The sequence below is a fragment of the Paenibacillus sp. EC2-1 genome, assembly GCF_049311625.1.
In the GTDB taxonomy this organism is placed as follows: domain Bacteria; phylum Bacillota; class Bacilli; order Paenibacillales; family Paenibacillaceae; genus Paenibacillus_AQ.
Genome location: NZ_CP186006.1, coordinates 1,157,806 through 1,172,585, shown reverse-complemented (window position 1 = coordinate 1,172,585; position 14,780 = coordinate 1,157,806). Strand labels below are relative to the sequence as shown.

The 14,780-nt window shown below is 39.7% G+C and carries 15 protein-coding genes; 3 read left to right on the top strand and 12 right to left on the bottom strand.

What is annotated here, in order from left to right; all coding sequences use genetic code 11:
- Positions 1-84: 84 nt before the first annotated feature.
- The 3 genes from ACK8P5_RS05550 to ACK8P5_RS05540 are packed head-to-tail and all read right to left on the bottom strand — an operon-like array spanning position 85 to position 3,629.
- Positions 85-1,716, bottom strand: coding sequence for an extracellular solute-binding protein (locus ACK8P5_RS05550; RefSeq protein WP_422659985.1), 1,632 nt, complete (start codon positions 1,714-1,716; stop codon positions 85-87).
- Positions 1,717-1,764: 48 nt separating this feature from the next.
- Positions 1,765-2,658 (bottom strand): carbohydrate ABC transporter permease, encoded by an 894-nt coding sequence (locus ACK8P5_RS05545; RefSeq protein WP_422659984.1) that lies wholly within the window; start codon positions 2,656-2,658, stop codon positions 1,765-1,767.
- 23 nt (positions 2,659-2,681) lie between these two features.
- Complete coding sequence (locus tag ACK8P5_RS05540) at positions 2,682-3,629, bottom strand: ABC transporter permease (protein ID WP_422659983.1); 948 nt, start codon at positions 3,627-3,629, stop codon at positions 2,682-2,684.
- 326 nt (positions 3,630-3,955) lie between these two features.
- Between ACK8P5_RS05540 and ACK8P5_RS05535 the strand changes: the two genes are divergently transcribed.
- Together ACK8P5_RS05535 and ACK8P5_RS05530 are read left to right on the top strand one after the other, a co-directional pair.
- Entirely contained in the window at positions 3,956-5,389 is a 1,434-nt protein-coding gene (locus ACK8P5_RS05535) for a response regulator transcription factor (protein WP_422659982.1), read from the top strand.
- Positions 5,386-7,179 (top strand): cache domain-containing sensor histidine kinase, encoded by a 1,794-nt coding sequence (locus tag ACK8P5_RS05530; protein WP_422659981.1) that lies wholly within the window; start codon positions 5,386-5,388, stop codon positions 7,177-7,179. The genes ACK8P5_RS05535 and ACK8P5_RS05530 overlap by 4 nt, the downstream gene beginning before the upstream one ends.
- Before the next feature lie 92 nt (positions 7,180-7,271).
- On the opposite strand, the gene ACK8P5_RS05525 is transcribed toward ACK8P5_RS05530, so the two are convergent.
- The 4 genes from ACK8P5_RS05525 to ACK8P5_RS05510 all read right to left on the bottom strand — a co-directional run bounded on the left by ACK8P5_RS05525 (position 7,272) and on the right by ACK8P5_RS05510 (position 8,684).
- Positions 7,272-7,496: a DUF3953 domain-containing protein gene (locus ACK8P5_RS05525; protein ID WP_422661381.1), complete on the bottom strand. Its 225-nt coding sequence runs from the start codon at positions 7,494-7,496 to the stop codon at positions 7,272-7,274.
- A 38-nt stretch (positions 7,497-7,534) separates the two neighbouring features.
- The gene (locus ACK8P5_RS05520; RefSeq protein WP_422659980.1) at positions 7,535-7,789 is read right to left on the bottom strand and encodes a cold-shock protein; all 255 of its coding nucleotides are present in this window, start codon (positions 7,787-7,789) and stop codon (positions 7,535-7,537) included.
- A gap of 12 nt (positions 7,790-7,801) precedes the next feature.
- Positions 7,802-8,284 (bottom strand): YfbM family protein, encoded by a 483-nt coding sequence (locus tag ACK8P5_RS05515; protein WP_422659979.1) that lies wholly within the window; start codon positions 8,282-8,284, stop codon positions 7,802-7,804.
- Between the two features lie 64 nt (positions 8,285-8,348).
- On the bottom strand, positions 8,349-8,684 hold the full coding sequence (locus ACK8P5_RS05510; protein WP_422659978.1) for a hypothetical protein: 336 nt from the start codon (positions 8,682-8,684) through the stop codon (positions 8,349-8,351).
- Positions 8,685-9,105: 421 nt separating this feature from the next.
- Between ACK8P5_RS05510 and ACK8P5_RS05505 the strand changes: the two genes are divergently transcribed.
- Positions 9,106-10,311: a peptidase M56 gene (locus tag ACK8P5_RS05505; RefSeq protein ID WP_422659977.1), complete on the top strand. Its 1,206-nt coding sequence runs from the start codon at positions 9,106-9,108 to the stop codon at positions 10,309-10,311.
- 84 nt (positions 10,312-10,395) lie between these two features.
- Here the strand turns inward: ACK8P5_RS05505 and ACK8P5_RS05500 are convergent, their stop codons facing one another.
- From ACK8P5_RS05500 to ACK8P5_RS05480, 5 genes are all read right to left on the bottom strand, one after another.
- Positions 10,396-10,791 carry a VOC family protein gene (locus ACK8P5_RS05500; RefSeq protein WP_422659976.1) on the bottom strand — a complete coding sequence of 132 codons (396 nt, stop codon included), beginning with the start codon at positions 10,789-10,791 and terminating at the stop codon, positions 10,396-10,398.
- Positions 10,792-10,833: 42 nt separating this feature from the next.
- Positions 10,834-11,400 (bottom strand): hypothetical protein, encoded by a 567-nt coding sequence (locus ACK8P5_RS05495; RefSeq protein WP_422659975.1) that lies wholly within the window; start codon positions 11,398-11,400, stop codon positions 10,834-10,836.
- 627 nt (positions 11,401-12,027) lie between these two features.
- Positions 12,028-12,336 carry a hypothetical protein gene (locus ACK8P5_RS05490; RefSeq protein WP_422659974.1) on the bottom strand — a complete coding sequence of 103 codons (309 nt, stop codon included), beginning with the start codon at positions 12,334-12,336 and terminating at the stop codon, positions 12,028-12,030.
- Positions 12,337-12,351: 15 nt separating this feature from the next.
- Positions 12,352-13,287 carry a S66 peptidase family protein gene (locus ACK8P5_RS05485; protein WP_422659973.1) on the bottom strand — a complete coding sequence of 312 codons (936 nt, stop codon included), beginning with the start codon at positions 13,285-13,287 and terminating at the stop codon, positions 12,352-12,354.
- 374 nt (positions 13,288-13,661) lie between these two features.
- On the bottom strand, positions 13,662-14,402 hold the full coding sequence (locus ACK8P5_RS05480) for a DUF2711 family protein (RefSeq protein WP_422659972.1): 741 nt from the start codon (positions 14,400-14,402) through the stop codon (positions 13,662-13,664).
- Between the last annotated feature and the right edge of the window lie 378 nt (positions 14,403-14,780).

The following is a 14,780-nucleotide window of genomic DNA, read 5'->3' as shown; positions in this document are numbered from 1 at the left end:
CTGTTCTTAACCTAACACCTGAACATTTCCTGTTAATCGGAAGAGACGCTATTACGGTGAAACCTAATTTCTCATGTTTACGTTCTATTCAATTCCGGACTCTTTTGCCTTGGTATTAACTTCTTCGATCATTTTATCGAGCCCTTTGGATTTGTAATTATTCACAATATCATTCCATACTTGATCAACTGGCTCTTTGCTTAGCATCACTTTTAAGAGATCATCATGATCAAGAACACTGAACTTGTCCTTACTTGGTGTAGACATGTAAGTCAAACGAATATCATAATCTGCCACTTTTGAGTTTTCCATACTCCAGTTAATAAAATCAACCGCTTCTTGTCTAATCTTTTTGTTCGCGATCGTTGGGCTATCCATATCATAAGCAGCAGAAGTATTATAAGTAACCAGATTTAGCAAGAGGCTCTTCGCTGGATATTTCTCGTTAAGATTCTCTTCGTGAAGAGGAACCTTCTTATCTCCTTCTACCTTATAATCTTCACCTTCGATACCGTATGTGAGCAAATCAAGACCTTCTTGGGAAAGAACATAATCATAAATTCTCATGATACGATCCATCTTCTTGTCGTCCAGCTTCGCATTAAAGTAGCTTTCTGACCAATATGTCTTAAATACAGGGTGATAACGCTCACCATCTAGACCTTTTAATGGTTTTAGTACTTTTACATTCTCAGTGAAGTCTACATCTGGATACGCTGTCTTCCAACGTTTCTCATAGACGTTCTGATCAATACCTGTGAATCCGCCACCCATCAAAAGTGCTGCTGATTTACCAGATACAAATTTATCATAAGCTGTGTCTGGCTTCGTCAAAGCGATATCCGGGTCTACCAGCTTGTTATCAAACATTTCTCTCATATTTTGAAGAGCAGGTAATGAGTTCTTGCTGAATACAGCTGGAACGAATTGACCATCTTCTTTAACCCATTTGAAATCGCTGCCGCTGCCATCGCTTGTCGCTGCTGCGTTTCCATACAACCAGAAGAATCCACCTAGCATTTTAGTCGTTGAAGAAGTCAGACCCGTTACTTTCTTGCCTTCTGGGTCTTTGTCTACGATAGCTTGCAGCATGGCTTTAAACTCATCCCATGTTTCAGGCTCTTTCGTAATACCCGCTTGTTGAGCAAGGTCCCATCTGTACAATACAGGACGGTCAAGTACACTCCATTGAACCGTAGGGAACATACGTCTAGGTACGTTATAGAACTTACCGTCTTCACTAAGTCCTTTAATATCAGGCGTTTCAAAATACTTAGCCAAGTTCGGGTAAGCGGTCATATCTTCTGGAAGAGCTTTAACTATCCCCTGGTTTACCCAGTTTCTATAGTACTGCGTTCCAATTGCGTCTGTCGCAAAGATATCTGGAAGCTGACCAGAAGCAGCCCACATTTGATATTTCTGTACATAGTCATCCCATGTCACGTTTACAGGCTTCAGTGTGACGTTGAATTTCTTCATCAGATCCTGAAAAATTTTATCATGTTCAAACTTAGCGGCAACATTATCGATATCCCAATAGGCTAGCGATATTTCAAGGTGATCCTTAAATGGATCATCGCTAGAAGTCGTTGTGCTCGTTCCCCCATCGCTATTGTTGCCTTCATTTACTGCTTCCTTTGTACCGCATCCAGCGAACAAGCTGGCCATCATCACAAGGACGATGGTGAGCATGCTGAATTTGCGTAGCTTTTGCATATAAAACCCTCCCTTTTTTTGTATAGCAGATGTCTGTATGTGAAAGTGTTATTCTTTCATGGATCCGACAAGGATGCCCTTGGCGAAGTGCTTCTGCAAGAATGGATACACAAGCATGATTGGTAGACAGGAGATTACGATACTTGCCATCTGCAGACTCGGCGTGTATACCTTGGACAGATTTTTCTGCTCTGCCATCGTCATCGCCATACTATTGAGTGATGAGCTAGCCGTAATCAGAACATTCCTGAGGTAAATCTGTAGTGGTGCCTTGTCCGAATCACTGATAAAGATCAGGGCATGCCACCATTCATTCCAACGTTCAACGGCGTAGAACAGTCCAAAGGTTGCCATGAACGGCATGGAGATCGGAATAATGATTTTGAGCAAAATATACATATCATTCGCACCGTCCAGCTTAGCGGACTCTTCAAGTCCATCTGGAATCGTACTGAAATAGTTCTTCATAATAATCAGGTACATCGTATTAATACCTGCTGGAATGATCATAACGAGAATGTTATTGATCAGTCCCACTTCCTTAACGATCAGATAGAATGGAATCAATCCTCCGTTAAAGAACATCGTGAAGAGGATGAGCGTTAAGGCAAGATTTCTACCTGGCATTCCTTTTTTGGAGAGAGCATACGCACCTGCCACAGAGATAATCATACTAAAGATCACTCCGCCTACGGTCACTAGAATTGAAACTACGAATGCATTCCAGAATTTCGAATCCGCTAGAACTACCTTATAAGCTGTAAGGTCAAAAGATAGTGGCAGCCAGTACAAGTCGCTCTTACTTATCACATCAAACTTAGCAATCGATATTATAAGAACATTATAAAAAGGGTAAAAAGTAATGATTGCGAGTATCCCGAGAACGATATAGGTTACTACATCGAAGGTACTCATTTTCTTCTTCGTAACGGTCTGTTCCATGTCGCTTGTCAGCTCCTCTCAGGTTAATACAATCCTTGTTCTCCCATCTTCTTCACTGTGATGTTCGCGATTACCAGAAGCACGAGGTTGATCACTGACTTCAGAAGCCCGACCGCGGTCATATAACCAAAATCTGCACCGACTGTAAATGTCGTTCGATAAATATAGGTATCGATGGTATCCGCTACGGAATATACCGGTGAACTATACAAGTTGAAGATTTGATCAAAGCTACCGCCAAGACTCATCAGTCCTCCAACGGTCAGTACGAACAGAATAGCTACCGTGCTCTTTATACCTGGCCAAGCGATGAATCTTAAGCGCTGGAAACGACTTGCCCCATCAATCTCAGCAGCTTCATACAGATCTGGATTGATCCCCGCAAGCGCTGCCATATATATGATGGAGTCCCATCCAATCTCTTTCCACACATGGCTTATGTAAAGCATAGGCCGGAATTCGTTCTCATTGACCAGCGGAGAGGATGAATCCATGCCGAACAGTGAGAGAATCTGATTGTATACCCCATCATTACTGAGGATATTGGTTAAAATTCCTGCGAGAACAACCCATGAGATAAAGTGCGGAAACGTAAACAACGTCTGAAAGAACTTTCTCGCCTTGTTCCGGGAAAACTCATTCATCACAATGGCCAAAATGATAGGAAGCGGAAAATGAATAACAAGCTTAGCCAAGCTGATGATGACTGTATTTTGAAATGCATTCCAAAATTCCATATCATCCACTAGCGTCTTGAAATGATCAAATCCGATCCAAGGGCTTCCAAGAATCCCTTTGCTGAAATCGAATGTTTTCAACGCCAGCGTGACCCCATACATCGGTAAATAACTAAATACCAAGTACCATATAACGACAGGAAGCAACATTAAATAGTGATACTTATATTGACGAACCGTACTCCATAAAGCGCCTTTAGAGCTGCGCCCCTCCGATCTTCTCTCTGTTTTCATCCACTCTCGCCGCCTTACTTTTGTATTTTCAAGATCGTGTGCCGCCTCGCTGAATGCGTTTACATTCCTCGGAATATCCTAACGGCTCATGTCGAGTTCATGTAGTCATTATATAAAGCTTCTGTTCTGACGCATATAGACATAATTCGGGTTCTATTTGGAATTAATTAAGATTGTTACTTTTCGCGCCATATCATAGTTTTGTATATAAACATCGTAAAATTGTACATATTCAAACCACACTTCTACCGTTTACCGAAACCAAAAAGTGTTGTATTCTTTCCATATAAAGTGAATACGCTTTCAGTGCGGCATAGGAGGTCCATATGTACAAAGCTATAGTAGTGGATGACGAGAAATGGATCGTAGAGGGCATTAAAGTAGGAGTAGATTGGGAGCAATTCGGTTTTGAGGTTGTCGGCAGTGCGGAGAATGGGCAAGAGGCCTTGAAACTGATTCAAGAGCTTCATCCAGATGTCGTCTTAACCGATATTAAGATGCCTCTCATGAATGGACTTGAATTGATTAAGATGGGACGAGAGATGTCCCCAGATACATTATTTGTTGTTCTCAGCGCACACGCTGAATTCGCATATGCTCAGAAAGCGTTAAACTATGGTACGTTTGGTTATTGTCTCAAGCCGTTTGAGATTGAAGAAATCCACAGCACGCTGAAGAAACTGTCAGCCACATTAGCAGACCGCCAGCACTCAACTATACACCCTAGTTCTTCTCCTGAGCTGTACGAATCGATCTGTGCTAACGAAACGGAGATGGTCAGAAAGATTCTACGGACACATGGAATGGAACCGAATGGTCAAGTGAACTTGCAACCTATTGTCATTCAAAGCAATAAATTGCCTGTGATTTCTGGGGAAATACAGCATTTAAGCTTTCAGATGAGCGCTAGGCGATTAGGCTGCCTAGTATATGAGGATGCATCGAAGGCTTTTATAGCAGATATATTATCTCGCTATGATGCATCCGTATATAGTATCGGAATAGGCCATCCCCTCTCTGACCTTACTGAGCTTAGCTCATCCCTAGAGGCTGCCTCTCTTGCATCTTACGGCATGTTCACAACAGGCAAATCTGGCGTATTCCATGCTCCCCCGCATCTGAATCCGCTGATTGAAGAAATGCTGCGGAATCTCTCGGAGTCTTTGGTCAAGAAAGACAGAATTCAGTTTATGACTTGTATGAACACAGCTAGAAGTCAATTTCATAACGGACAATTTAGCATCAAAGATGCCTATCTGATATTCACCGCACTCATGACTTTATTCTACCGAGAGGGAGCAACGAGTTCTGCCAAAGTATTCGAGGGTTATGAACAGCTCTCCTATCACTATGGAGACGCGGACAGAATGATCGACTATTTGGTAGAGCATACACTGGAATACCTATCCGAGGAACCCCCCTCTATGGTGACAGAGGTTTCCCATAAAACAATCAAGAAGATATTAGAGTTTATCCATGATCATTTTACAACCGAAATTTCGATCCAATCTTTATCGGAGAAATTTTATCTGAGCCCCAACTATCTATGTCATTTGTTCAAAAAAGAAGTGGGAGATAATTTTATCGAATATATATCTCGACTTCGGATTCAATACGCTTGCAAACTACTGACGGAGACGGATCTGCCTATTAAGCAAATCGGTGAGAAATGTGGCATCCATGATTACTTCTATTTCACAAGAATCTTCAAGCGAATCCAAGGGCAGACCCCTACCCAGTACCGAGAGCATACGAAATGAAGTGGTTCAAAAAATTATCGATCCGCATCCAGGTGATGATTATCGGGCTCATCATCATCGCCATGGTGCCTATTATTGTATGGAATGTATATAAACAGATGAGCGAGTTGATCATTGATCAGAATACTCAATATAACAAAGAGCTTATAGAGATTATGAAAGAGCGCGTCTCTTCGAACTACGCAGAAGTTTCCAAGCTCATGGTGAACCTTGGTTATGACGCAACCGTTCAGAATTTTCTTGCGGAAAGCGACAATCTAAAAATCTATGAAATATCCAAAAAAATAGATAGTCTCATGGATGTTTTTAAGAATACGAATCCTGATATATTGGACATCTCCATCGTAAACAATGCAGGAAAGCTCATATCATTAAAGGGAAGTATCCCTGATATCTATAATCTAGCGAGCAGACCTGAGCAAGGTGGGGCCGTTCATTATGCGGGCTTTCGAACCGCTAGTCATTACAACGATCGGGACAAGTTCCTATTCAACATGAATATTTTTTCACTGGGCAATAAAGCTACATACGGAGAGAATGCCGGCTATTTGATGATTAGTCTGGATTCGCATTCCATTAATAAGGAGATTGAGAAATACCCAAGACTAGCTGGGACGAATTTCTATCTATTTGAGAATAATCATCTCGTGTTCTCGAACAGCAGTCAGGATAAGGATCTTATTGAGCAGATTAACAGTCTGCACATTGAGAAAGACCAAGATCAGTCCGTTATTAAGACAAGCGCAGGGAAACGATATATTCTTCAATCCCATGTGCTGCCCGAGATTGAGGGAAAGATTGTAACGGCAACGCCGATCAGTATCTTAATGAAAGGACTCCAGCCTTTAAAAACGAAAAGCTTTGCCTTAGTCTTAATTATGCTGCTACTCATCTCCATCCCATACAGCATCTTAATGATGAACATATTAAAACCGCTTTCCAAGCTCATGACCTTCATGAAGCAATTGAAGACCGGCAGTCTCAATATCCTGCAATCCAAGGTCCGATTGGAAGGCTACGCGGAGATTGAGATGATCTCAAGTGAGTTCAATACCATGCTCCAGCGGATCAATAATTTAACGAATCAATTGATACAATCGGATACAGAGCTATATCAATCAGAGCTTGAGAAGCAGCGTCTGCAATATGCATTTCTACAGAGTCAGATTAACCCTCATTTTCTAAGTAACACGCTGGATACCATCAAGGGAATCGCCATTGCGCAGGGGAGTAAGGAAACCTATGAAATGGCTGGGGCTTTAAGCCGAATGCTTAGATACAGCATTAAGGGAGGAGACGAGGTGAGTCTTGGCGACGAGCTGCAGATTGTCGAGGCCTACATCCGAATTCATCAGTTAAGGTTCTCTGATCGGTTTACGTATAAACAACATTGTCCGGAAGAACTTATGCAGCTTCGTATTCCGAAGATGATCATTCAGCCCGTTGTTGAAAATGCGCTGACGCATGGACTTGAGACGTTAGCGACAGGCGGAATCGTGAGCATTCATGTACAGCAGGACGACCAAGGTGTGCTCACCGTCACCATATCGGATAACGGCAGTGGCATAGCCCCAGCTCGTCTGGAGGAGCTGCACAACATGCTGGATTCTGGAGATAAAGACAAGGTACTGAAAGAACATATTGGTGTGGCTAATGTCCATCACCGAATTCATGTGAAATACGGCGATCCCTATGGATTAAGCCTACGAAGTGAGCAAGGTAGAGGGACCGAGGTCACCCTCTCCTTCCCTTCGGTAAAGTCTGACTTTCATGTGGACAGGGTCGTGTAACGATATAAAGGATGCCGGAATGAATCTCCGGCATCCTTTGTATATTACAGACTATTAGGTGCTATATGTATTCCATTAGCTAAAATGCTTAACTACAATATAAAACCTTGGATAGATACGAATAGTGTGAATGCAGATAAGGTCATCAATAACCAGCCTTTGTACTTCTTATTTTGCTTAAATTCATCTAATCCCATCACAAATATAGTTAAACCCATAGATAGCATCATAACGGGTTGGTACTCAAAATTATCCGTTATAAGCCCATAAAACGCTACTGCTATGGTGACTGTAGAAAATAATACTCGCAGTATCATGAACAACGTTAATCTTCCTCCTCTGCGCCACGGTACTGTTAGTCCTCTATAATCTGTACATTCTTAGCTGTTCTACGCTGGGAATCGTCTAGGCTCGGATTTTCGATTAAATCGAATTCAACTTTTTGCCCCTCAACAAGAAGACGAAACCCGTCCGACAATCGAATCGGGTCTGGTAAAATCTCGCTAAAGTGAACAAATACATGGTTACCATCCTGACCATCTAGCATGATCCGCCCATAACCTTTGTCTTCTTTATACCATTTCACAATGCCCCATCGTCTTTCACCCATATCGGCTTCCTCCTAAGCAATATAAAAGATGAGACCTTGGCTCTGTGCTGCAGTTTGGCTGTAGAAACGCCTTATTTCATGAAAGTACTCCAGCATATAGGAAAAGAATGCATCCGCATCCTCGTCTGAAACCGTATCCGGATCAAGAGGATATACTTCCTCCCTGACCATGGCCGTGAAATCATACCGCGAGCGTAGCTGCGCCTCATCTAGCTCAGACATAGCTTGAGATGCTGCTGCAACTTGCTCGGCGTGTAAAGCGAACGCCCCAAACGAGCCAAAATCGATGCCTTTGTCTGACTTTAGTGGAACCACATGGCCAAGAGGGGGCTCTCCATCGGAAATCATTCCACAAAGCAAATAATGAATCGCCTCCCAGGTACGATCAATGTTCAGTCCCGGGTAATCGCCTATGGTTAGACTCTTAAGTGCAACTTCTCCTGCTTCAATCTGCTTCACCAGATTGTCATTCATCGCTACATAATATCCACGCATTCCCATACATCCTTCCTTCCATAATTAATCGTAACCCTACTACACTATCTCGTGACATATCAAACTACCCCATATATTGATGAAACAGCTGATACAATGCTATAAGAAATCCTAAAATACTCGCTTTCATTTTAGAAGAATGATAACTTTCGCTGCGATACAAATAAGGAAAAACCGCCATAAATCCTATGGGAATAAATAACTGAAAGATACCTTCCGTTGTAGCGTAGGAAAAAACGGGCATAATCGTTGTACAGATCAAAAAGTAAATAAAAACGGTAAAACGTCTCGTTTCTAATTGCTTGCTCCACCTTACTAATAAGAAAATGATAATAATCCCAATTATCGTAATATGTAAAGGCGGTAGAACAATAGCAGCGTTCCCAAAACTGAATTCCATTCTGCACCGCCCCCTCTTTTTTAATCGTTGTTATAAGAAACTTTCTTGTTAGAATAAAAATAGTAAATGTTTGTTTTCTCTCATCTTCTTTATTAACTTAACAATTCCTCGAATTATAATTATAGATAAAATGATAATTAGGATTGGAGCAAATTCTAACATAAACATAGGAACGAATGCTGATAATGAAACGAAAATCTCATAAATGAAGAAGTAATCAACGATTCCAGCAACGACACAAGACATCACAATGAATTGAAATTTCTGATAATAATAACTAAGCCTATAGTAGGCTCTCCTTAAATAATCAAAGGTTTTCATATTTCACCTCAACGCATTTTATTTACAATATGATACGATTATGTTTATAAATGGTTGCGTTTGTTTGTATAATGGTGAGTATAGAGACAACAAATATGAAGTGAAACGGAGAACCATGATGATCCATACGTTTAAGAAAAGTTCGTACAAGCTATCTGCCGCTGCAGTTCTCTTGATTGTTGCCTTGGGTGCCATCTTTCTCAGCATGGCATCTGATGACGGAAAGAGTGCCGAGCTGGGCACGACTGACCAAGCTGCCAGCCCTAATAGGGAGCTGTCCCCTGCGTACGACAATACGTTTAGCTGGTTTAGTAGCCTTGATCGGGCACTCGATTTTCCGAAGTATGACTTTAAAGTACCTGACTATCTTCCTGAAGGTTATCAGCTTGAGAATATAACTTATTCTATAAATTTCTCCAATGCCGACCGGACTGATCTTATTGATGTAGCAACCATTCGTTTTGTAGCTAATTTTGGCACGGATCGTGAACAAACAATAGAAATGATCGCTTCCAAGGGCCAGGGTAATTTATTGGAGCACAATCAACTATGGGGGGCTAACTATCCCTACCACAATGCTAAGGAGACCCCGAAATACCGACAGAAAGCCGTAATGATTGGCAATACCGAAGGCACTCTATTCACGGATAAGAGAACCCTAAAGAAAAAACCAGAAACAAGCAAAAGCTTTTACTGGCAGGATGACAGTGTATGGTACGCAATCAATTATTTCAACGAGCATTTATCCCAAGAAGATCTCACCAAAATGGTCCAATCCTTTGTTTTTCCACAGCAAGTGAAGCATATCCGCTACGACGGAGATGGAAATTCATTTGTTCTTTATAATGAAAAGGATCTGCTTGCAGCCAAGAATATTCTTGGCCTAAAGGTAAGAATCCCAACTAAATTGTCTAAACTTAATCTGGATTATTCCATTCTACTTAAAGCTGACGATCAGAATACTGACTATGGATTCAGACAAGTAAAGGACACGATGTTGACAGTTTACAGCCCAACGCGTGATTCCTCAATGTATGGTGTAAGCAATTATTTATCGCTTTATCAGAGTAAGGAACCCCTTTTCGATGCCTCCAAGCTATCGTTCACACGGAAGCTAGAGATAGATGGCGTCGAAATTTCGGCTTATGAAGACCAGAAACATATCTACGTAATACCCGATAAAAAAAGAAAATGGCCTATCTATTTATGGAAGCAAGATGATGTTTATTATACCGCTGTTTTCTCTGGCATGGACCAGGAACAGGAAGACAACTTGAAAGAAATAATCTCAGCTCCCTTGCGATAGAAGTATAGAAGAGGATATTTTAAGTAGCCGCCTGAATAGGGACAAGCCCCTCCCGAATTGATCGAGAGGGGCTTGTCCCTATTCTTAAAAGAGTAACTCACAATCTTTATGCTCCCATACATCAAATAAGTTTCCATCCAGATCCTCAAAAACGAAAAACTTACCGTAAATCCCTTCATTACTGATTTGTCTAGTAGTAACTCCATCAGATGATAGTCTCATATGTAATGATTCAATATCATCTGTGAAAAATGTTATAACCCACCTTGAGCGTCCGTTTACTTCAAAAACGGCTCTTGTGTCATTATCAGATTCAATCAAATCTATTATTGGACGGTTATCCCTGAATAAACTTATATAATTCCCTCTATCGTTCCTGGTGTTAAAACCAAAGTGTCTCACAAACCATTCTGCAGATTTTTTAACATTTTTAACTGGAATAACATTATACGCTATTCCTAAAATCCTTCCATTCTCCATACGGCTTCCCCCTGTCATAACTTATCCAAATTTAATCATTCATTAGTAGATATCCAATTTCCATACTTGATCTTCTTTCTGTAGACCTAAAGCCATGGAATGAGTCATTGTTTCTAAACTAATCGTAATAAGTACAGTCACCTTATTCTCCTCAGCCGTACTCTCATCCACTTTTAAAGAATCATAATATCTGTAATGTAATGCCGTTTCGGAATCATCATTCATTGTATTCTCGAAATAATCTTTCCGAAATTTATCTTGGTCAGGAAGTTGACCGCCATTATAGGTAATCTTATATATCAAGTCTGGATCGCCTATTGAAAGACAGTAAAGATAAACCAGCACCATGTCCTCAGGGGTGAAGTTGTATAGGTCTTGTAAGTTCCTATCCGATTTAAAGCGAGTAAAAGCCTCCTGCTTCTCTAAAGATAGCTGTTTAAGATAAGAGAACTTTTCAACGTATTCCTCAACAGGACTCGTGTTTATATCATGATTAGAAGATTTATTCACTTGGACTTTTTCAAGGACTTTCACGGGCGCTTCGGACCTTATGGTCTTATCTGTGTTGCCACTGCTGCATGCCGACACTAAGGAGATTATTACTAGCATGAACAAAACAAATCTTGCTTGCCTCAAATTATCACTCCTCAATATAACGGATTCATCACAACATTTAATTCCCCGTTAGAATAACTAGATCCTTTTAAAAATAATAATAAAAATCTAATACTCTGTTATCATATTTTTGGCCAAGCTCTAACCTGTTAATTTGGTTTCTTATATTTAGAAGAGAGCACGAACTGCAAGGAAGGCAATCAATTAGCCAAGTATCTATATTAATTTCTTCAAGCTGGGAGTCTATAGATAACGCATGTACTGCTATTTCGTTAAGCATGTGTCCATTAATTATATGGGACTTGATTTCATAACATGCATCTCCGTGGTACACCCAATTCTCAGCGTTTAAATTATATACATATCCACATTCATTACATTTCATATTATCCTCCAAAGAAATCGTATCCCTAAGGTGAAGCCAATAGCCGACAATACGCTATCATATCCATCCAGTTGAAAATAGGAAACCGTTTATAAGTCCATAAGTATTCTTTTCTCTAACGCCAACGAAGCTCTCCTTCGAGCATATTCGTGCTTGTCTTGTAAAAACATTCTTAAAATCCCATCTAAATTAGTATCTGAATCAGCAATTTCTCCAAGAGCGTAGGCTACCTGCCATCATGCTTCATAATCTTCATTCACCAAGGCTTTAGGGGCTAGGCATTTTAATACTCTTGGATGTTCAATAAGTGTCTGCATTACATTTTCACACTCGTTATCTCTTGCCAATATGTAGAGTATCAACTCATAAACATCAGCATCCCATTCATCAATACGTTCATGTTTTAAGACTTCGTATACAGCACTGTAAATCTTATCCCAGTGAAGATAATCAGTTTCCCATTCTCCATAAGTATCAGATACTCCATCTGCCCATTTCTTAAAAGATTTCATTTCATTTTCAAGATTCAGAATTGCATTATTCATCGACAACCACCTAGCTCAATGTTCTATCACTTCTAGGGCTACTCTGGATGCATTGGCTTTAATGTTTACAACTCCACCAATAGGAAAAGTGGCAAACGGAAACTCATGACCGAAATCTACATTCGAAATGATTGGAATGTTCTTCAACTGACTTTTCGTTGAAACCATTCTTCTAATGACATCTATGTTCATTTTGCAACAATCCTCAAAGCGCCCTAGTACAATACCCTTTACACCTTCAAAGCCTGATGTTTGAATGAGTGACTGGAGATTCCTTTCGAATTCATATCTGAAATAGTCGCCTACAAGGTTGTCATCCTCAAGGAATAATATCTTATTCCTGAGGTCTGGCATGAATTCTGTTCCTTGCAAAAGATTTAAAGTACAAAGATTACCTCCAACAATTTCTCCCTGAGCGAAGCCTTCTTGGATTACAAAGTATTCGTGTGCCAGTTTAGATGGTTCAATTAGATAAGTTTCATTCTGTAAAAGGCATTTTTCAAAATATGTATTGGTATACTCCATTTCTTTGTTAAATCCAAAGGACGAGAAATGTGGTCCATGATAAGTAATTAATCCTGTCTTAGCGTAGATCGAATTCAGCAAAGCAGTAATATCAGAGAAACCACATAATATTTTGGGATTCCTTTGTATTAATGAATAGTCTATATATTCTAAAATCTGGTTCACATTAAATCCGCCGATACAAGTTAGTATCGCTTTAACATTTTTATCAAGAAACGCGTCATGTAAGTCTTCAATACGAGATTCAATACTCGAAGAATCAGATTCATCGAGCTCACGACAATTTTTTGAAAACGAAATTTCAAACCCCTGATTCGTGAGAAATTCTAGAGCATTATCATACACCTCTTGCCGAATAATACTTAGGCTTCTTGAAGGTGCAATTACTCTGATTTCATCACCATAATTCAGTTTATCTGCAATCATGGAATACCCTCCTCGGTTCTCTTTTATAGTTGGTGTGCTCTCATCACCCTTAGAAAAATGGAAAATCAATTGCCTAAACAAAAAAAACGCGCTGGACACTTAGTCCTGCGCGTTGTATCTCACAGGATGGCTAGCGCGAAAAGCGTTAACCCATCCCAAGTTATAGGAATGTGTTAACGCTTCTTATGATGGTAGGATTGATTCAAAACCAGATTGAACATTCTTATCTCCCTCCCCAATTTATCAGTATTATGTTAATAATAGCTCTAGCCTTGCAAGGTAAACAAGGATTAAATATCCTGCACATTAGCTGAACAAAACCAGCCGATTAATGATCAGCTGTCTTCTTATTTTGATTGAGCTATCGTGTCCCGTTAGTTCAATGATGTGTTTTGTAAACTCCAATAGATTTTAGTTTCGTCGTTACAGAAAAACCCTTCCAAATCAGCAAAGTCAACAATTTTATTGATTGTATTTTTGTCTGAACAAAGTAATGAAAAGTGGCTATCCCAATGGGTTGTAAGTAAAATTTCATTATTGTGGGTAAATAGATTCAAGCGTTGATTTCTAAAAGCTGTGTTATCTTTGATTAAATCATCAATATATTCTAACTTTCGCTCTGTGCAAAATTCATCTCCAGACCATACCCAGTCATGTCCTTCTTGTTTTATTGACAAAAGCACCTTATTCATTAGAAACTCTGGAAAAAAACCTTCCATTGGTGCAATTAACTGAAACTGCTCACAAGCATTTTGAATTCTTTTAGAGATCTCTTCGTTTGCATATTGTTTTCTCAATCCCATGATTCGGGTTCTTAATCCAATGTCTAACTGGTTGTAACTTTCGGTTTCTGATATTGATAAAAACTGTTTCCATGTAATCATTTCGCACTTTTTTATAATGTCATTTTTACCTGGATACGTTCCTGGCTCAAATAAATCATAGCCAATTGATATTGGTTTAATGAATGGATGAAAAAAAACAAATACTTCATCATATATTCCCTTGTAAAAATCCTTTATAGGCGTATCTTCGGGTGCACAAACAGCATATTTATGAGATTGAGGTAACACTCTTGTATCACTCATTAAAACACCAACTTTCCCATAATTCACGACTATTATAGCATTTTTAAACCTAAACTAAACTGCCCGTTAGCTTAATGATAAAAACTTTGAACCTGCCCACAGAAGTATTTCAACAACTACCAATAATCCACTTATGAGAATCGAGATAAGGGATTTTGAAACAGATTTCCAATTATTAATGCCACCAAGTCCGAAGATGCTCATCAATAAGGAAAACGTAGCCATGAAAAGTATAATTATATGAGCATTAACAGGTAAAACGGAGGTAAATCCCGTTAGATAAAAACCACCCCAACATAACATTGAGAAAAAAATGGAGTAGGTGTTAATTTTCTTTCTCATATTCATCCTCATTTCAACTCCTTCATAACAAGACGTCTATACTTATATAAAGTTTCGTTATTC

Coding starts and splice junctions, on each gene's coding strand:
- ACK8P5_RS05550 (WP_422659985.1), bottom strand. CDS start 1,716: ATGCAAAAGCTACGCAAATTCAGCATGCTCACCATCGTCCTTGTGATG.
- ACK8P5_RS05545 (WP_422659984.1), bottom strand. CDS start 2,658: ATGGAACAGACCGTTACGAAGAAGAAAATGAGTACCTTCGATGTAGTA.
- ACK8P5_RS05540 (WP_422659983.1), bottom strand. CDS start 3,629: ATGAAAACAGAGAGAAGATCGGAGGGGCGCAGCTCTAAAGGCGCTTTA.
- ACK8P5_RS05535 (WP_422659982.1), top strand. CDS start 3,956: ATGTACAAAGCTATAGTAGTGGATGACGAGAAATGGATCGTAGAGGGC.
- ACK8P5_RS05530 (WP_422659981.1), top strand. CDS start 5,386: ATGAAGTGGTTCAAAAAATTATCGATCCGCATCCAGGTGATGATTATC.
- ACK8P5_RS05525 (WP_422661381.1), bottom strand. CDS start 7,496: ATGATACTGCGAGTATTATTTTCTACAGTCACCATAGCAGTAGCGTTT.
- ACK8P5_RS05520 (WP_422659980.1), bottom strand. CDS start 7,789: ATGGGTGAAAGACGATGGGGCATTGTGAAATGGTATAAAGAAGACAAA.
- ACK8P5_RS05515 (WP_422659979.1), bottom strand. CDS start 8,284: ATGCGTGGATATTATGTAGCGATGAATGACAATCTGGTGAAGCAGATT.
- ACK8P5_RS05510 (WP_422659978.1), bottom strand. CDS start 8,684: ATGGAATTCAGTTTTGGGAACGCTGCTATTGTTCTACCGCCTTTACAT.
- ACK8P5_RS05500 (WP_422659976.1), bottom strand. CDS start 10,791: ATGGAGAATGGAAGGATTTTAGGAATAGCGTATAATGTTATTCCAGTT.
- ACK8P5_RS05495 (WP_422659975.1), bottom strand. CDS start 11,400: ATGCTAGTAATAATCTCCTTAGTGTCGGCATGCAGCAGTGGCAACACA.
- ACK8P5_RS05490 (WP_422659974.1), bottom strand. CDS start 12,336: ATGAATAATGCAATTCTGAATCTTGAAAATGAAATGAAATCTTTTAAG.
- ACK8P5_RS05485 (WP_422659973.1), bottom strand. CDS start 13,287: ATGATTGCAGATAAACTGAATTATGGTGATGAAATCAGAGTAATTGCA.